The organism is Acinetobacter sp. V104_13, from assembly GCF_031798995.1.
Classification (GTDB): domain Bacteria; phylum Pseudomonadota; class Gammaproteobacteria; order Pseudomonadales; family Moraxellaceae; genus Acinetobacter; species Acinetobacter pittii.
On the sequence record NZ_JAVQNP010000025.1, the window covers coordinates 185,564 to 201,552 of the forward strand.

The window sequence follows — 15,989 nt, forward strand, 5'->3', positions numbered from 1 at the left end:
CTTGAACAACTTTTTTAGTTTTAACTAAATACACACACTTAAACAATTAGTTGAAAAAAGTTTCAATAATCTAGCCAGATAGCATGTTAAGTTTTTCTCAATCATAAAAATTTAGAAAGGATCAAAACATGAAATTTTCCTACCAAGATCTTGCTGGAAATAATATTGAAGTGGAATGTGAAAGTTATATTCATATTCCATCAGGAACAGCTGTAAAATCTACAGAAGCCGGCAATTACCATATTACTGAAAATTTCAGTTTCTATAAAAAAACTCAAGCTGATTCTGTGCCCATCTATCGATTTGCTATTGATCGTAATTCTAATGTTTTTAATAGCGATGAACTGCCAGCATTAGCTCAAATTGGTAAAGATTGGAAAAGTTTAGACTAGTCTTTAACTCAGCATAAAGCCCTCATTCGAGGGTTTTATAATGTACCTTAAATGAGTTATTTCTTTTTAAATACAAGCGTTAAGCCTATTAAAATTGCAATCATTCCTATTAAGCCCGCAAGCGGCAACTTATTTTTTAAAATTAAAAAATCTAAAAGTGCAGTAACGACAGGCACTAAATAAAATAGGCTTGTTACATTTACAAGATTGCCCTGATTTAGAAGACGGTAAAGTAAAAGTTGAGCAACTACAGAAATTAAAATTCCAAGGAATAAGGCCGAAATAATGAGTTGTGAATTCCACGTTATTTCAAAATGTTCAAATGGAACTATAAATAAACAAACTAGAAGGCTAACTATATATTGGAGCGGTAAGATATCTGTTGGGGCTTGTTGAATGTTTTTTTGCATGATAGCACCAAAAGTTATACAGATCAGTGCTGCTAAGGCAAAGAATATTCCGATTGGAGCGATAAAAGACATAGTTAAGCTTTTCCACACTAAAAGTATGAGTCCGGCTAAAGCAATTAATAGACCTAATAATCTCTCTTTTTGTAAACTCTTTTCTAAAAGACAAAGCGTCAAGATTGGCTGTATGCCCATGATTGTGGCCATTAAACCAGGGGTGACTCCGTGAGCCATGGCTTTAAAATAACAAATTGAATAACCTGCAATAATGAGGAGTCCAGTTAATAAAACTTGCTTTCGAGTTCCATGCTTAGGTAAAAGTCTTTTTCTAAAAATAGCAATTAACAATAGAACAAACAAAGCTGTGGCAAAGCGCAGAATTAATAATGCTATAGGTGAGGCACTGTCGAGTCCCCATCGAGTAAAAATCGCAGCACTTCCCCAAAGTAAAACGAAAGTGGATGTCGCACTTTGTGATGCAAGCATCTGTTTATTTAGGCGCATAAAACCTCCTCCTAGTGCGTAATACCTAAGAAATACGAAGTGATAAAATTGTTAGTAAGGACAGTGATTAACGAGTTATTCAGTTGTTAATCAATTCACCGTTAGCGACGTTAAAAATAAATTGTTTTAACTTCTTATAAGCTCAGTATGAAAGAGACAATAAATAAAGAAAAGCGCATAATTCTTTTATATACTATTTGAAAATCGAATAGATAAATTCTAATGACTTTAAAAAATTTACAGATTGATTGGCTAAAGTGTTTTGTCACCGTAGTAGATACAGGCTCTTTATCAAATGCAGCACCTGAGTTATATCGATCACAGTCAGCGGTTAGCATGCAATTAAAAAAACTTGAAGAAGCCCTACATTGCCAACTTTTAATACGAACGCACCGACAAATTGAATTAACGTCTCAAGGACAGCTACTTTTAGGTTATGCGCGCCGTATTCTTGACTTACATGCAGAAGCCCAAATGGCATTTCATGGAGATGAGCTGAAGGGGCGTATACGCCTTGGGGTGCCCGATGATTATGCTGCAAAATATTTAACTCCTGTACTTAAGCGTTTTGCTCCACGTTATGGAGGTGTTGAAATTGAATTAATTTGTGAACAGTCTACTTCACTAATACCACGGGTAGAAACTGGAGATATAGATTTAGCATTAATTTCGAGAGATAACGCTCGTCAAGGAACACTTTTATTTCATGAACCAATGGTGTGGGTAGGCTCTCCACAGTTTGAACTCTGGCGAGAAGATCCACTCCCAATTGCAGTTTATGAAAGTACTAGTCAAGCCAAAAAGAGTGCTATTAATTCTTTGGCTTTACAGGGACGACGTTATCGGGTGGTATACAACAGTTCAAGTTTAGCTGGTCAAATTGCAGCAGTGGAAAGTGGTCTAGCAATTGCAGTGTTTACACAGTGTAGTGCACCTGAGCATTTAACTATTTTAAGTGCTGATCATGGCCTAGGACCTTTAGAACCTATGGAGGTCGCTGTGTACCGAAGCCGGGCATCTTTGGAGTCTAAAGCTGTAGATCACTTATATGACTTACTCCTCAAAACGCTCAGGCATTCAGTTAATATTTAATCTCAGTTTATTTTAGGTACTGGGCTCTGAACTTGGTGAGTTAAATTTTAAATGGGCACTTAAAGTTAAAACTAAATAGCTTTACATTTTTGCGCTAAATCTACAAAAAAGCCTAGAAACCTATGCTGATCGTAAAACTAATAAAAAGTATTTATTAACTCATCAATCTGAACAATTCATGAGGTGAAACATGACAAAAATTATAGCGACCTTGGGTTTAGCCGCCTTTATTTCTTTGAGTGTGAGTGCTTGCCAAGGTGAAAACGACACAAAACAGCAAGATAAAACCACAACTCCTCATTCAATGGATAAAGATTCATAATCTACATGAATGCTCAAAGCCCATCGTAAGATGGGTTTTTTTATATCTTTTTATTTTTGTCTTAAAGTGTGATTTGTAACTCAAAATATTTATTTTTAATGGCGCCGTTCAAAATATGTTGACTAATACACTTGGTTTTAAATATATTTAAATTCGACACTAATTATTTTAAATAGAACTCTATATTTAAAGTAAATTGGTTCAAATATCCTCAGATCAGAAATTTAACCTTTAAGTTTGATTATAAAAATATTAACTAATCAAGGAGGTAGGTATGGACGCTAAATTTCATTCTGAAAATGAATATGGTTTTATTTTAAATATATTGAACAACTATGTTGTTATAAAGAAGACATTAAAAGATGATCATTATCCTTATGATTCATTTGGTTATCTTCTTGCTCTTTATCAACCACTAAAAGTCTATATTCCTCAGCTTCCACATCCAAAAATTTATATTGAGGTTGGTGGAATTTCTTATGACAGAATGATTGTTATGCAAACCGAGGATGAGGCAAAAGCCATAAATATTTTATTGAATTTAGGACAACTTGTTGCTTAACAATGAAGTGATATTTAAATGCTGAGTTTAATTTACTTAAGAAAAAGCTTTCTTAAGTAAATTCATGAAAAAATAAAGGCCATAAAATAGTTGTTGGAAAAGAGAACTTAAAGAATTTTTTAATGTTACTATTTATTCTCATTAAACAAAGACCCTAATAAGATACAAAAAGCCACAAAAGCTAAATCTATAACTTTAAAAGAATTTGTTTATATAACTAAGAATATTAAAAAGTAGGTAATTGTCATGAAAAAAATACTTTTAACAGCATTGGCTGGATTTGCTTTATTAGGAAGTAGTGCTGTGATGGCTAAACCAGATGCTGCTTTATTAAAAGAGGCAACAAAAAATGTAGTTACAGTATCCAAAGTAAAAACTTTGGCTGATGAATCTGGAGTAACTTTAACTGGTACGATCGTAAAGCATATTGCTGGGGATCATTTTGAGTTAAAAGACGCAACTGGTTCAATCATAATTGATATTGATGATGACTTATGGAAACCTCTTGAACTAAAAGCAGGTGATAAAGTACGTGTTGTTGGTGAGGTAGATAAGCATAGAGTTAAGCCTACCGATATTGAAGTTTTCCAAATTGAGCGTGTTAAATAAAAGCTGATATTTAAGTAAATTTTGTTCAAAACCAATGAAAAAGAAAACTCCTATTTTTAGGAGTTTTCTTTTGAAGATAGTAAGTTTTTATTATTGCGTCGCATTAAAAGCCTCATGGTATGTGACATTCGCTTTTGGAATATTGCCCGAAAAAGTTAGAGCCTGAAAATATTCACTCGGTACATCAGGAAAAATTAGCTCAGGATAATTTTTAAAACCAAATCGGCTGTAATAATTTGGATCACCTAATAAAACACATCCTTGAGCGCCAAGTTGTTTTAACTTTTCTAGTGATTTATTGATGAGAAGCGAGCCAACACCGCATCCTTGTTTATTTGGATTAACTGAGATAGGACCTAAACCATACCAACCTATTTCGCCTGAGCTAATCTCAACCGGAGAAATAGCAATATGTCCAATAATAGACTCATCTTCAATTGCAACGAGAGAAATAGTAAGTTGTCCGTGAGCTCTTAGACTATTAACAATAAAATGCTCGGTATGACTTGTGTGCACAGCATTTTTAAAAGCTGCTTTTGTCAATTCTTCAATGGCTTCAATATCTTCGGCTTGCTCATCACGAATAATAATATTCATTAAAAATTCTTCCAGATTTATGGATTAACCATACGCTTTAACTTTTAAATTCTTATTCTAAAAGAGAAAGGTAATTTAGATTTTCAACATACTTTATTTGTTACTAGTTATAAAAAGCAACTATTACTCATCAAACTCATACATAAAGTAAATTTTTATAAAATTAATTTTAATATAATAATTTAAAGTTAATTCTGAGGGCTGGAAATTGAAAAAAATCATTAAAACATTATTACTATCCACGCTTATTTCAGCTACTTCGTTCACTATCTATGCCAAAAATGCTGAGCAAAAAGTTAATTTTTTACAAAGTTCACCACATACCATTTTAACTGGAAAATTTCAGGGCTACGATGATGTAAGGTATAGAGTTTATGCGAACAAAGGCCAAATATTAAAATTTGATATCAATAGTCTGGGGAATTTAGCCTACATTAATATTTTTGCACCTGGTAAGAAGCCAGGTAAAGATAACGCATTATTGATTGGCTCAACTATAGGTTTTAATGGAGAGCTTACTTTACCAGTTGACGGTGATTATATTATTCAAGTTTATCAAATGCGTAATAGTGCTCGTAAAAATAAAACTGTGAAATATACTTTAGACCTCGAGTTATTAAACAAAGTGAAAAAATAATAACTGATGAAATTTACTAGCTCTCAAATGAGAACTAGTAAATTTGAAAATTGGTATATTACTAACGATTACATTAAAGAAAATGACTCATGCATGCCCGAGCTTTCAACAAACGTTTGATCGTGTGAAACGAGTAATACCGCACCTTCATAACTCTCAATAGCATTAGCAAGTAGCTCTCTAGATTCAATATCCAAATGATTTTCTGGTTCATCTAATAACAGAAGTTCAGGTGCAGGTTTTATCTGGCTAAGGGCCAATAAAGCTACTTTTAATTTTTCACCACCACTTAGCTGAGACAATAGTTGAATACCTTTATCTCCACGAATTCGAAGTTGACCTAGCAAATTTCTCCATTCGAGTTCTGAAAGTTCATTATTCATGTGAGATAAATTTTCAATAACAGTCATTTCATCACACAAAAAGCTAAAGTTCTGGTCGAGATAGAAACACTCTACAGATAAGTGAATGCTGTCACAGGGTTGATTGTTCTGTGCATGAATTACCTTAAGTAAAGTTGATTTTCCAATACCATTTTGTCCTGTTATGTGAATTTTTTGAGCTGCTTGTACAGCTAGATCGATGGGTTTTTGAGTACCATGTTTCAGTTTCAATTTTTTAATCCGCAGAATTTCACCAGATTTCTTATGAAAAGACGGGAAGAAAAACTGTTGAGGTTTAACCGTTTCGAGAAGCAATTTCTTATCTTTTAAATCATTTTGACTGTTCGAAATCTGACGTTGGTGTTGAGACTGTATAGCAGCAATGCTTTGGCCTGCTTGTTCCTTTTTAAAGTCGAGCAAAATCTTGGCTTGAGAATTTGATTCTCTTAATTTATTGCCAGCACGCTCTCGTTTTTGAGCTTTCATTAATACATCATGTTGCTTTTGCTTCATGTGCTTAACTTCACGTTGGCTTTGTTGAATAGATTGCTCTAGAGCTGCAATATTGGTTTGATACTGCCCATAAAATTTTTCATAATTTCCGGTGGTGTGATGTAGACCATGTTCATTTAAATGATAAATATGGTCGACTTCATTTAATAAAGTCCGATCATGGCTAATGATAAGACTACCTGCCGGGTGTTTTTTTAAATGATCGATTAACCATTGTCTAGATTCCTGATCTAGATGATTACTAGGCTCATCAAGTAATAGATAGTGATCTGATTTTAAAAATAAACAGCTTAGAGCCAATTTGGTTTTTTGACCTTCACTTAAATTTTTAACTGGGAAATCTAAATCTGTTGGTAGACCAGCAGATTCTAAGAGGTTGTTCCATAAAGTGGGCAGGTCCCATTTACCTTCCAATAAATCATAATCATCGAAGTCGGCATTACCTTGTTCAACTCTTTTAAAAGCATCGTAAATATCTAAGATATCTAAGGCTTCAGCAATCGTCAGTGCTGTCAAACGATGCAATTGAGGTAAATACGCATGTTTTACATGCCAGGATATTTGCCCTGATGTAACAACTGAATCTAATGCAAGCGTCTCATTTAAAAATTGCATAAGCAAAGATTTGCCTTGGCCATTACGACCAATTAGGGCAGATACCTGATTCGATTCAAGACTAAAATTTAGATGCTTAAACATTACCTTTGAAGGGAACTCTAAGGTAAGTTGCGATATTACACATGCCTGCTGAGTCATAAAAAAACCTCATAAATACAGGATGTACAAAATAGGAGAATGATAATTTTTAATAGAGACGGTAAATCACAAAAATAGTCTATTTTGCACATCAAAAAAAGAAAAAATTGATGAGAAAAAAGACTTACTTCATTGGCGTGACTCACGAAATTGATGGAATAGTGAACTATTCTATAGGGTTTTTTAGTGGGTGTAAAATTTCTATAAGTTATTTTATTAAAAAACCCAATCATAGGATTGGGTTTTTATCTTTCAAGAATTTTACTCTTTTACGACTAAAACTTGAATCTTGGTGCTATTTAAAACATCTTGAGCAAAACTTCCCAAAATTAGTTTTTGGAAACCTTTACGACCATGCGAACCAATCACAATCAAATCAGAACCTAAGTCTTCTACGGCTTTCAAAATACCATCTGAAGAAATTTCACCTTGGATGATTTGAGTCTCTGCATCAATACCTTCTTCAGCACATAAAGCTTTAACTTTTGCGAGAGTTTTTTCTGCGTTGGCACGTGCTTCAACAAAATAATCTTTTACAACAGGTGAGATGTAATAAAAATCTACGCCACTAAAAGGATCTACCGCAACCAAACTAATGGCGGTCAATTTACTACCAAATGCTTTTGCAATGTGAGCTGCTTGTCGAGCTGCTGCTAAAGAAATCTCAGAACCATCTACTGGTACAATAATATGTTGGTAATTCATGATGTTATTCCTCTTATTTACAGTTGTTATATGTATGAAGCTTTTATTAATTAAAGATTAACATATTTCATTCTATGGAGACATCTATTCAATTAAAAGTAATTGAAATTAAATAAAATAAATATAAATCAAATAGTTGAATTGATTGCTTTGCTGGTTTTGAACTGATAAGTATGCTGTAGACCAATAATTGTTAATATTTACATGAAAATTACAAAAAATTACGGTTCATATTTCTGTCACAAAGAAGCCGTATAACAAAATAGTAAATTAAAGGGGGGCTAAGAAAGATGGCAGATTTAACAGCAAAGAAAGTCAATAAACTCATTGAAGAGTTTAGTCAAACAGGTAAAGAACCTCAAAAGTTAATCATTGGCTACAAAACTTATGCAAGACTGATGACTGAAGATAAATTTGCAGAAAAAGTTGTTCCTTCACTAGAAGACTCAAAAGAACGCTTATATAAAAACTTAAAAATTAAACTTGTGACTGAAAAACATTATTTTGAAATTAGATAAAACTTATGTGAACTTCATCACTGTCTATTAAACTAAATTAACACTAAATAAGTTTAATAACATTATTAATGTATGATGATACAAATTAATAGTGTAATCAACATTTGAAAACAGCAATCGTTTATAAACTCGATAGAATAAATTGCTTTTATTTTAAGTAGTGGAATAAATTGAAATGCCAACAATCAGTGTAATTATTTTTTATATTTTAGCTATATTAGGCGGTATAACAATTGTTTATGGATTAATCAGTTTAAGTGTTTTTTTAATTACAATCGGATTGGCTCTATTATTTGCAGCACTTTTATTAAAAAAAGAATTTAAAATAGATATTTTATTTTGGTAATAAATATAATATTTATTTGTAATCTAATTTATATATAAACGTATTTCGATATAACTGACATAAAAAAATGTCAGTTTTTAAAAGATTAAATTAAGTTTTTGTAGAGATATGTGGTTAATGATGTTTTTTGATCAAAATAATTACAATAAAATATAAAAGTAAGAAATTTAAAATTTATTTAAGTATTTAAAAATAAAAAAGTTTCAATTAGGATAAAAGTAAAGTAGTAAGACCATTTTAGCTATTAAACAATAACAAAGTGAGGTAGGCATGACTTATAAGTATGAGTATGCAGGGTTCTGGTTAAGATTTGGCGCAATGATTATTGATAGTCTTATTCTTTGTTTAGCAATTATTCCAGCCGCATGGATTTTTTATCGGGGAGATTACGACTTAGTATTTGCTACAGGCTTAAGTAGTCAGCCACAAAACTATTGGTTTGACCTGATTGTGAACTACGCATTTCCTTTTTTATATTCAGTTTTATGTTGGTTGTATTTTGCAGGTACACCTGGCAAACGTTTGATGCGCTTAAAAGTTTTAGATGAAAAAACAGGTAATAAGCTCACAGTCATGCAAAGTATTATTCGATATATTGGCTATATTCCATCAATTTTAGTATTTGGTATTGGTCTTTTTTGGGTGGCATTTGACGCTAAAAAACAAGGCTGGCACGACAAAATGGCAAAAACAGTCGTAGTAAGAGAGTTATAAGAAACTATACTAAAAAGCGTTCATAGCATTGAAAATAGGGAGCTATGAACGCTTTTTTTATTAGCTTTTTTTGGATTTAAATTTGAGAACAACAAATACAATAATTCCGACCACCAATCCCCAAAATGCTGAGCCGATTCCGAAGAATTGAATACCCGAAGCGCTACATAAAAAGGTAAATAATGCAGCTTCACGCTCTTCAATTTGAGCAAAAGCAATCGCAATGTTGTGGCTGATCGTACCAAGTAATGCAATACCCGCTAAAGCTACAATAAAAATATGAGGGAAAGACATCAATAAACTTGTGAGTGTTGCAGCAAACAAACCCATTAAGATGTAGAAAAAACCGCAGCTTATACCTGCAATATAGCGTTTGCTTGGGTCAGGATGAACTTGGTCGTCTAAGCTTACGGCAGCACTAATCGCAGCAATATTGACGCTATAACAGCCAAACGGAGCAAGCACAACTTGGGTTAAACCTGTCCAGCCAATGAGTTGATTCACGTGTGGTTTGTAGCCATAACTTTTGATCATGGCAATACCCGGTAAATATTGAGAAGCCATACTAATCACAAACAGTGGCAGTGCTAAGCCCAAAAGTGCTGACCAGCTAAAGTCAGGACTAATCCAAACAGGTTTTGCTAAAGACCACTGAACTGTAGGCATATGAAATTCTAAAAAGACAGGGCATAGGGCAATACCTGCAATTACGGTAAATACAATGCTATAACGTGGCCATAATCTTTTTGTAATGACATAAATGCTAAGTAAGGACAAAACAAATGCCCAATCATTTTGTAAACTTGCGAAAAGCGAAATACCAAATTTGAGTAGCACGCCTGCCAGCATGGCACTTGTTAAACTTTGAGGGATGTATGACAGCGCTTTTTGAAAAATACCTGAAAAGCCTAAAATAGCTGTTAGTAAACCACCAACTAAAAAAGCACCAATCGCTTCATTCAAACTATATCCACTACCTGTTGCCATAATTAAAGCAAGACCAGCGGTTGACCACGCCGTTGCTACAGGATATTTAAATTTCCAAGAAAGAATGAGTCCTGATAAGCCAATACCCAAACCCAAAGCCCAAAACCATGAAGTGATTTGTTCAGGTGAAGCACCTAAAGCTTGAGCCGCCTGAATCACTAAAACGGCCGAAACACTAATACCAATGAGAAAGGTAATAAAACCAGCAAATACTGCTGGAATTGAAAAATCTTGAAGAATTTTTTGCATGATACGTGTTCTAAATCCAAGAAAAATTAATAGGCTTCTGCCATTGCTTCCAGTTGGGGTGAATTTAACAATTTTTTTTAAGAAGGTGCTTTCTATTTTTAGGTTAAAAAATAAATAATATTTTTAAATTCTTAAATAATGCTATTATTCGTTCCATAAATAACAATGAATCAAGAATATTATTTTATGGATGAGAAAGCCGAAAATTTAACTCCACTAGAACTGAAAATTATGCGTGCCTTACAGGAAAATGGGCGTTTAAGTAATGCTGAATTGGCTAAACTAGTAGGTATTAGTACATCATCTTGTTGGAATCATACTCAGCGTCTTTTTAAGATTGGAGCAATCTTGGATGTTCGTGCTCGGATCAATCCCAATACGGTTCAACGTGGTACAGTGGTGTTAGTTGGTGTAGTTTTGGACCGTTCAACCCCTGACAGCTTTCAAGCATTTGAACAAGCCTCGGGTGATTTGGAAAATGTTTTAGAGTGTTATCTAGTGGCGGGAGAAGTCGATTATTTTCTAAAAATTCGTGTTAAAGATTTGGCTGCGTTTAACCGATTTCATAGTGAAAAGATTATTGGCTTACCCGGAGTAAGACAAGTCAGAACTTTTTTTGTACTTAATGAAGTTAAAACAGATGGCATGCTGGACTTTTAGCAGTTCATAATGTTTTAACTTTCTAATCCAAAAGCTTATTAGAGTAAAAATAATTAAATCGTTGAGGTTGCTAGTTTTAAACCAAATCCGAAAAATAGAATTCCTACTAAAAAGATTCCGCTTGCTGCAATTTTATGGTTTTCTTTAAAAAATGCCGAGAGTTTAATTCCAGAGAAGATTAATGCAGTTAAATAACTAAAGCTAATGATCTGTAAAATAATCGCTAAAATTAAAAAGCTCAGAGCAGGATAAGCGTAGTCTGGTTCAACAAATTGAACAAAGAAAGAGAGGAAAAATAAAATCGCTTTAGGGTTGAGTAAACTAATACTGAGGGCTGTTTTATAAGGATGAACTTTATCTAAAGCTGGTAAATCAGCCATTTCTGGTTGAGTTTGATTACGTTGTTTCCAGCGTTGAATACTGCCTTGTAACAGTTTAAAGCCTAAATAAGATAAATAAAGTGCACCTGTTAATTTAAGAATGACAAATACCCATGGGAATGCCTTGAGTAGAGACGCAGCTCCGAGTACTGTACATAGCATTAAAATAAGGTCACCGGTGAAAATACCGAATGCACCCATATATCCGGTTTTAATCCCGTAGCGCGAAGCGATTGACATCACATAAAGAGAATTGGGTCCTGGCAATAACACAATTAGGAATGTACCAATAATATATGTTGTTAAATCTGTTATGCCGAACACGAGAAACCCAATAAAAAAAACCGATTTTTGTCATGATAACAAAAATCGGCAATTTTGTATGAAAAGTGCAGTTTTTTAAGATTTTATTTCCGCATCAATTCCAAAAGACTGACGTAACAAAAGGCTTAATTGGTCACGTGCTTTAATAAAGCCATCGACACCACCTTGTAAAAGCTGGAATGCCATTAAGTCATGGTTAAGTTCATCTTTAAAACTTTGCTCATCTTGAGCTGGTCTAACAATGGCTTCTGCTTGTTTTGCTTGAGATGCATCAAGTGCCGCATCAACTGTACGGGTATCTTGCTCAAGCTGGGTAAGTAAGTTTGGCGAGATCGTCAGTAAATCACATCCAGCAAGGCCAAGCACTTGATCGATACTACGGAAGCTCGCACCCATCACTTGAGTTGGAATATTTTGTTGTTTGTAATAGGTATAGATTTTCTTAACTGAAACTACGCCTGGATCTTTTTCGATTGGATAAGCGTCTACACCTTCAGCTTTTTTGTACCAGTCTAAGATACGGCCTACAAATGGTGAGATTAAAGTCACTTTTGCATCTGCACACGCTTGGGCTTGATGTAAACCGAAAAGGAGAGTGAGGTTACAAGCAATTCCTTCAGCTTCGAGCACTTTGGCAGCTTGGATACCTTCCCAAGTCGATGCAATTTTAATCAGAATACGTGACTGATCAATACCATAACCTTTGTAAAGTTCACATAATTCATGCGCTTTTTTAATGGTCGCTTCAGTATCATATGAAAGTGCTGCATCGACTTCTGTCGAAACACGACCTTCAATCAGTTTTAAAATTTCTACACCAAATTTTACGGTTAAAATATCAATGGTTCTTTCGATTAACTCATCGTTGCTATAGCCTTCTTCTTTGGCTTGATAATAAGCATCTTCAATGAGCTCTTTGCTTTCTGGTTGTTCTGCTGCTGCCGTAATCAATGAAGGATTAGTCGTTGCGTCTAATGGACGGAATTTACGAATTGCATCAAGGTCACTACTGTCGGCAACAACGGTCGTTAATGTTTTTAATTGGTCAAGTGCTGTATGAGTCATTGATATTCAACATCTTCAGTAATAAATCTTATGTTTTCTTTATAGCACAAAGTCTATTCATGCTGTCGATATATCAATTGTTATATTTCAAAGAAAAACGTTTAGGTTCTGCATCTAATTTGAAATATTTTTAAGGCAGTGGTTGCATTCGTTGCTTACGGATATGTTCAATCAAAAATCTAGCAGCGGCACCAAGCTCACTTTCTCGACTCCATACCAAGTCGACATAATATTCAAATCGGGGAGTGAAATCTAATAAATCCAATACTTTAAGTTTATTTTTTAATTCAGGATTTTCTTTAAACATTTCTTGAGGAAGTACACCCCAACCCAAATTGCGCAAGATCATTAAACAAGCGGAGTGGTGGTTATCGGTGCGCCAATAATGTTTCGAAAAAAGTAATTCTGGTTTTAACGTCTCATCTCGGCTTGCAACTACAATTTGTCGTGTAGTGAGGATGTGCTCATAAGAAACCTGATTTTGGCTTGCTAGAGGATGGCTGTTTGAAATAACTGGAATTAGAGCTTCCTGCTTGAGCTCTACGAATTGTTCTCTGTTATCTAGGTGCTCGCGTTCAAACATCAGTGCAAGTTGGGCAGACCCGTCTAATAACATTTGCAGAGCATCTTCTTGAGGGGCAGAGACAATATTAATTTGTAGGTCTGGAAAACGGCTCTCTAGAAGACAAATATAGTCTGTCCAATTGGTGTGTAAAAGTTCAGACACAATCACAATAGTTAAATTAGCTTCTAAACCTGTACTTAAGGCGTGGGCATGCTGTTTCCATTGATTCATCTCAATCAAAAGCTGAGAGGTCTTTTCATATAAAACCCGTGCTTCGTCAGTAGGGACGGGTTCGCGGCCTTTACGGTCAAATAAAGTTAAGTCTAGATCAATCTCTAAGTTGGCAATAGACATGCTTACAGCCGAAGGAACTTTGCCAAGTTTACGGGCTGCTGCAGAAAAAGAGCCGGTCTCAATCACGGCTTGAAACATGAGTAGTTGTTCTTGATTAATATTCATCTGTCAAAAAAACTGAAAGAACCTGATTAGATTAATCAATATTATAAAAATAAAATGCACATTATCCAAGTTATTATTGAGTATTTAAAAATGTTGATTTCCAAGAGAAGACTCATTCATGCAATCAGTTATGAAGGAATTTTATTGGTCATCATTGCGATTGCATTAAGTTTTATTTTTGATATGCCAATGGATGTAACCGGTACACTCGGTGTGTTTATGGCAGTGGTTTCAGTTTTCTGGAACATGATTTTTAACCACTATTTTGAAAAAGTAGAGCATAAATATAATTGGGAAAGAACGATTCCTGTGCGGATTTTACATGCGATTGGTTTTGAAGGTGGTTTGCTGATTGCAACTGTACCAATGATTGCCTATATGCTTCAGATGAGTGTCATTGATGCACTTATTTTAGATATTGGTTTAACCTTATGTATTTTGGTTTATACCTTTATTTTCCAGTGGTGTTACGACCATATTGAAGATAAGTTTTTCCCAGATGCCAAAGCTGCATCACTTCATTAAGCTAATATATTGAAACGAAATAAGCACCCAAATGGGTGCTTATTTCGTTAGGTCGTTATAGAAATTATTTTTCTACAATCGCAACCACACCTTCACCACCTGCTGTACAGATCGAGATTAATGCACGGCCAGAACCTTTTTGATTAATCAATTTAGCAGCAGTTGCTAAGATACGGCCACCAGTTGCAGCAAATGGATGGCCTGCACCTAAAGATGAACCATTTACGTTCAGTTTAGAGCGATCGATTGAACCCAAAGGTGCATCTAAACCAAGACGTTCTTTACAGAATTTTTCATCTTCCCAAGCTTTCAATGTAGACAACACTTGAGATGCGAATGCTTCATGAATTTCGTAGAAATCAAAATCTTGAAGTTTAAGGTTTGCACGCTTAAGCATACGAGGCACTGCATAAGCAGGAGCCATTAACAAACCTTCTTTAGGGCCGTTTTTACCAATGAAGTCAACAGCTGCTGTTTCAGAGAAAGAAAGATAAGCTAAAACTTCATGACCGTTTTCTTTTGCCCACTCTTCAGAAGCAAGCAAGACAACAGAAGCACCGTCAGTTAACGGAGTTGAGTTACCAGCTGTCATTGTTGCAGTTTCGCCTTTACCGAAAACTGGCTTCAATTTAGCAAGTTTTTCAACTGTGCTGTCTGCGCGTAAGTTGTTGTCACGGTTAAGACCTAAGAATGGAGTCATTAAGTCATCAAAGAAACCACGCTCATAAGCAGCAGCAAGTTTTTGATGGCTGCTAGCAGCTAACTCATCTTGTGCTTCGCGAGTGATACCCCATTCTAAAGCAGTGATGGCTTGGTGCTCACCCATTGAAAGGCCAGTACGTGGTTCACCATTGCTTGGTGCATCAAGAAGCTTTTTAAAATCAATTTTTGTTAAAGCTTTAAGACGGTCTTTACCCGTTTTAGCTACATTGAGTTCAAGTAAAACTTTACGTAAGCCATCACCTACAGCAATCGGCGCGTCAGAAGTGGTGTCTACGCCACCTGCAATACCTACATCGATTTGACCAAGTGCAATTTTGTTTGCAACAACAAACGCTGCTTGTAAACCTGTACCACAAGCAATTTGAATGTCATAAGCAGGAGTTTCAGGAGCAAGATCTGTGCTCAATACAACTTCACGAGTCATATTAAAGTCACGGCTGTGTTTTAAAACAGCACCAGCAACGACTTCACCAATACGCTTACCTTGTAAGTTAAAGCGTTCAACCAAACCATTCAATGCTGCTGTCAGCATGTCAGAATTTGACGCTTTGAAATAAGCAGTATTTGAACGTGCAAATGGAATACGGTTGCCACCAATAATTGCAACGCGGCGAACAGTGTTTTGGCTCATGGTTTTATCCTGTTGAACAGAAGTTTTGGTTTTTGTTGCTTTTGGTGCTGCAGCTACATTTGAAGATGTAGAAGTAGTTGTTGTAGCCGTGCTCTTAGTGCGAGGGCTACGTGCAGGTGCAGTCGTTGAACGAGTACGTGTCGTTTTTGATGTATTAGTTGCTGCTTTAGGAGTAGTGCTGTTACGCTTAGCCGTGTTAGAAGCCGACTTTGATGTATTTGACACTTTTTCCTGAGCAGAATTCTCGACTGCTGGATTTTCTTGAGTTGTTTTGCTCATAAGGCTTTTCCAAGCATAATAACGATATTCTTGTAAGCTACCTTAACACAATTCAAATAGACCTGTATTGACTAGAATGACATTG

Annotated in this window: 21 protein-coding genes; 12 read left to right on the top strand and 9 right to left on the bottom strand. The window is 35.0% G+C overall.

All coding sequences use genetic code 11. The features are described from left to right. The first annotated feature begins 128 nt into the window (after positions 1 to 128). A complete protein-coding gene (locus RMB06_RS10415) occupies positions 129 to 392 on the top strand; it encodes a hypothetical protein (protein ID WP_032005906.1) in 264 nt (87 codons plus the stop codon). Between the two features lie 56 nt (positions 393 to 448). Here RMB06_RS10415 and RMB06_RS10420 read toward each other — a convergent pair whose 3' ends face one another. Continuing rightward, on the bottom strand, positions 449 to 1,303 hold the full coding sequence (locus RMB06_RS10420; protein ID WP_311079392.1) for a DMT family transporter: 855 nt from the start codon (positions 1,301 to 1,303) through the stop codon (positions 449 to 451). Positions 1,304 to 1,525: 222 nt separating this feature from the next. Here RMB06_RS10420 and RMB06_RS10425 point away from each other — a divergent pair, with 222 nt between their 5' ends. The 4 genes from RMB06_RS10425 (at position 1,526) to RMB06_RS10440 (ending at position 3,888) form a co-directional block, all read left to right on the top strand. After that, positions 1,526 to 2,395, top strand: coding sequence for a LysR family transcriptional regulator (locus RMB06_RS10425; RefSeq protein ID WP_005073761.1), 870 nt, complete (start codon positions 1,526 to 1,528; stop codon positions 2,393 to 2,395). Between the two features lie 190 nt (positions 2,396 to 2,585). Beyond that, entirely contained in the window at positions 2,586 to 2,717 is a 132-nt protein-coding gene (locus RMB06_RS10430; protein WP_002114618.1) for a hypothetical protein, read from the top strand. 274 nt (positions 2,718 to 2,991) lie between these two features. Then, a complete protein-coding gene (locus RMB06_RS10435) occupies positions 2,992 to 3,279 on the top strand; it encodes a hypothetical protein (protein ID WP_005068707.1) in 288 nt (95 codons plus the stop codon). Between the two features lie 246 nt (positions 3,280 to 3,525). Beyond that, positions 3,526 to 3,888: a NirD/YgiW/YdeI family stress tolerance protein gene (locus tag RMB06_RS10440; RefSeq protein ID WP_017386739.1), complete on the top strand. Its 363-nt coding sequence runs from the start codon at positions 3,526 to 3,528 to the stop codon at positions 3,886 to 3,888. Between the two features lie 90 nt (positions 3,889 to 3,978). Here RMB06_RS10440 and RMB06_RS10445 read toward each other — a convergent pair whose 3' ends face one another. After that, positions 3,979 to 4,485 (bottom strand): GNAT family N-acetyltransferase, encoded by a 507-nt coding sequence (locus RMB06_RS10445; protein WP_202732260.1) that lies wholly within the window; start codon positions 4,483 to 4,485, stop codon positions 3,979 to 3,981. 54 nt (positions 4,486 to 4,539) lie between these two features. On the opposite strand from RMB06_RS10445, the gene RMB06_RS10450 reads away from it, so the two are divergent. Together RMB06_RS10450 and RMB06_RS10455 are read left to right on the top strand one after the other, a co-directional pair. Continuing rightward, positions 4,540 to 4,671 carry a hypothetical protein gene (locus tag RMB06_RS10450; protein ID WP_202732904.1) on the top strand — a complete coding sequence of 44 codons (132 nt, stop codon included), beginning with the start codon at positions 4,540 to 4,542 and terminating at the stop codon, positions 4,669 to 4,671. Positions 4,672 to 4,693: 22 nt separating this feature from the next. Beyond that, on the top strand, positions 4,694 to 5,122 hold the full coding sequence (locus RMB06_RS10455; RefSeq protein WP_202732261.1) for a PPC domain-containing protein: 429 nt from the start codon (positions 4,694 to 4,696) through the stop codon (positions 5,120 to 5,122). Between the two features lie 68 nt (positions 5,123 to 5,190). Here RMB06_RS10455 and RMB06_RS10460 read toward each other — a convergent pair whose 3' ends face one another. Both RMB06_RS10460 and RMB06_RS10465 read right to left on the bottom strand, forming a co-directional pair. Further along, on the bottom strand, positions 5,191 to 6,774 hold the full coding sequence (locus RMB06_RS10460; protein WP_064786288.1) for an ATP-binding cassette domain-containing protein: 1,584 nt from the start codon (positions 6,772 to 6,774) through the stop codon (positions 5,191 to 5,193). 261 nt (positions 6,775 to 7,035) lie between these two features. Continuing rightward, a complete protein-coding gene (locus RMB06_RS10465) occupies positions 7,036 to 7,479 on the bottom strand; it encodes a universal stress protein (RefSeq protein WP_002115225.1) in 444 nt (147 codons plus the stop codon). A 290-nt stretch (positions 7,480 to 7,769) separates the two neighbouring features. Between RMB06_RS10465 and RMB06_RS10470 the strand changes: the two genes are divergently transcribed. The 3 genes from RMB06_RS10470 to RMB06_RS10480 all read left to right on the top strand — a co-directional run bounded on the left by RMB06_RS10470 (position 7,770) and on the right by RMB06_RS10480 (position 9,057). Further along, positions 7,770 to 7,997: a hypothetical protein gene (locus tag RMB06_RS10470; RefSeq protein ID WP_032055776.1), complete on the top strand. Its 228-nt coding sequence runs from the start codon at positions 7,770 to 7,772 to the stop codon at positions 7,995 to 7,997. 175 nt (positions 7,998 to 8,172) lie between these two features. Beyond that, a complete protein-coding gene (locus tag RMB06_RS10475) occupies positions 8,173 to 8,343 on the top strand; it encodes a hypothetical protein (protein WP_202732262.1) in 171 nt (56 codons plus the stop codon). Between the two features lie 270 nt (positions 8,344 to 8,613). Then, the gene (locus tag RMB06_RS10480) at positions 8,614 to 9,057 is read left to right on the top strand and encodes an RDD family protein (protein ID WP_005073782.1); all 444 of its coding nucleotides are present in this window, start codon (positions 8,614 to 8,616) and stop codon (positions 9,055 to 9,057) included. Positions 9,058 to 9,117: 60 nt separating this feature from the next. On the opposite strand, the gene RMB06_RS10485 is transcribed toward RMB06_RS10480, so the two are convergent. Next, entirely contained in the window at positions 9,118 to 10,293 is a 1,176-nt protein-coding gene (locus tag RMB06_RS10485) for a benzoate/H(+) symporter BenE family transporter (RefSeq protein ID WP_202732263.1), read from the bottom strand. Between the two features lie 186 nt (positions 10,294 to 10,479). Here RMB06_RS10485 and RMB06_RS10490 point away from each other — a divergent pair, with 186 nt between their 5' ends. Beyond that, complete coding sequence (locus tag RMB06_RS10490; protein WP_202732264.1) at positions 10,480 to 10,953, top strand: Lrp/AsnC family transcriptional regulator; 474 nt, start codon at positions 10,480 to 10,482, stop codon at positions 10,951 to 10,953. 53 nt (positions 10,954 to 11,006) lie between these two features. Here RMB06_RS10490 and leuE read toward each other — a convergent pair whose 3' ends face one another. From leuE to RMB06_RS10505, 3 genes are all read right to left on the bottom strand, one after another. Continuing rightward, entirely contained in the window at positions 11,007 to 11,657 is a 651-nt protein-coding gene (leuE, locus tag RMB06_RS10495) for a leucine efflux protein LeuE (RefSeq protein ID WP_016803130.1), read from the bottom strand. A 75-nt stretch (positions 11,658 to 11,732) separates the two neighbouring features. Then, a complete protein-coding gene (gene tal / locus RMB06_RS10500) occupies positions 11,733 to 12,722 on the bottom strand; it encodes a transaldolase (protein WP_202732265.1) in 990 nt (329 codons plus the stop codon). A gap of 130 nt (positions 12,723 to 12,852) precedes the next feature. After that, on the bottom strand, positions 12,853 to 13,746 hold the full coding sequence (locus tag RMB06_RS10505; RefSeq protein WP_311079393.1) for a LysR family transcriptional regulator: 894 nt from the start codon (positions 13,744 to 13,746) through the stop codon (positions 12,853 to 12,855). Positions 13,747 to 13,836: 90 nt separating this feature from the next. Between RMB06_RS10505 and aceI the strand changes: the two genes are divergently transcribed. Next, positions 13,837 to 14,271 carry a chlorhexidine efflux PACE transporter AceI gene (gene aceI, locus RMB06_RS10510; RefSeq protein WP_005073799.1) on the top strand — a complete coding sequence of 145 codons (435 nt, stop codon included), beginning with the start codon at positions 13,837 to 13,839 and terminating at the stop codon, positions 14,269 to 14,271. 64 nt (positions 14,272 to 14,335) lie between these two features. On the opposite strand, the gene RMB06_RS10515 is transcribed toward aceI, so the two are convergent. Continuing rightward, a complete protein-coding gene (locus RMB06_RS10515; RefSeq protein ID WP_086355330.1) occupies positions 14,336 to 15,904 on the bottom strand; it encodes an acetyl-CoA C-acetyltransferase in 1,569 nt (522 codons plus the stop codon). Positions 15,905 to 15,989: the final 85 nt, after the last annotated feature.

Excerpts from the sequence above, each read along its gene's own strand:
- RMB06_RS10460 (WP_064786288.1), bottom strand. The coding sequence starts at position 6,774 with ATGACTCAGCAGGCATGTGTAATATCGCAACTTACCTTAGAGTTCCCT.
- aceI (WP_005073799.1), top strand. The coding sequence starts at position 13,837 with ATGTTGATTTCCAAGAGAAGACTCATTCATGCAATCAGTTATGAAGGA.
- RMB06_RS10480 (WP_005073782.1), top strand. The coding sequence starts at position 8,614 with ATGACTTATAAGTATGAGTATGCAGGGTTCTGGTTAAGATTTGGCGCA.
- RMB06_RS10490 (WP_202732264.1), top strand. The coding sequence starts at position 10,480 with ATGGATGAGAAAGCCGAAAATTTAACTCCACTAGAACTGAAAATTATG.
- tal (WP_202732265.1), bottom strand. The coding sequence starts at position 12,722 with ATGACTCATACAGCACTTGACCAATTAAAAACATTAACGACCGTTGTT.
- RMB06_RS10420 (WP_311079392.1), bottom strand. The coding sequence starts at position 1,303 with ATGCGCCTAAATAAACAGATGCTTGCATCACAAAGTGCGACATCCACT.
- RMB06_RS10440 (WP_017386739.1), top strand. The coding sequence starts at position 3,526 with ATGAAAAAAATACTTTTAACAGCATTGGCTGGATTTGCTTTATTAGGA.
- RMB06_RS10470 (WP_032055776.1), top strand. The coding sequence starts at position 7,770 with ATGGCAGATTTAACAGCAAAGAAAGTCAATAAACTCATTGAAGAGTTT.
- RMB06_RS10515 (WP_086355330.1), bottom strand. The coding sequence starts at position 15,904 with ATGAGCAAAACAACTCAAGAAAATCCAGCAGTCGAGAATTCTGCTCAG.
- RMB06_RS10415 (WP_032005906.1), top strand. The coding sequence starts at position 129 with ATGAAATTTTCCTACCAAGATCTTGCTGGAAATAATATTGAAGTGGAA.
- RMB06_RS10505 (WP_311079393.1), bottom strand. The coding sequence starts at position 13,746 with ATGAATATTAATCAAGAACAACTACTCATGTTTCAAGCCGTGATTGAG.
- RMB06_RS10485 (WP_202732263.1), bottom strand. The coding sequence starts at position 10,293 with ATGCAAAAAATTCTTCAAGATTTTTCAATTCCAGCAGTATTTGCTGGT.
- RMB06_RS10465 (WP_002115225.1), bottom strand. The coding sequence starts at position 7,479 with ATGAATTACCAACATATTATTGTACCAGTAGATGGTTCTGAGATTTCT.
- RMB06_RS10475 (WP_202732262.1), top strand. The coding sequence starts at position 8,173 with ATGCCAACAATCAGTGTAATTATTTTTTATATTTTAGCTATATTAGGC.
- RMB06_RS10435 (WP_005068707.1), top strand. The coding sequence starts at position 2,992 with ATGGACGCTAAATTTCATTCTGAAAATGAATATGGTTTTATTTTAAAT.
- RMB06_RS10445 (WP_202732260.1), bottom strand. The coding sequence starts at position 4,485 with ATGAATATTATTATTCGTGATGAGCAAGCCGAAGATATTGAAGCCATT.
- RMB06_RS10425 (WP_005073761.1), top strand. The coding sequence starts at position 1,526 with ATGACTTTAAAAAATTTACAGATTGATTGGCTAAAGTGTTTTGTCACC.
- RMB06_RS10430 (WP_002114618.1), top strand. The coding sequence starts at position 2,586 with ATGACAAAAATTATAGCGACCTTGGGTTTAGCCGCCTTTATTTCTTTG.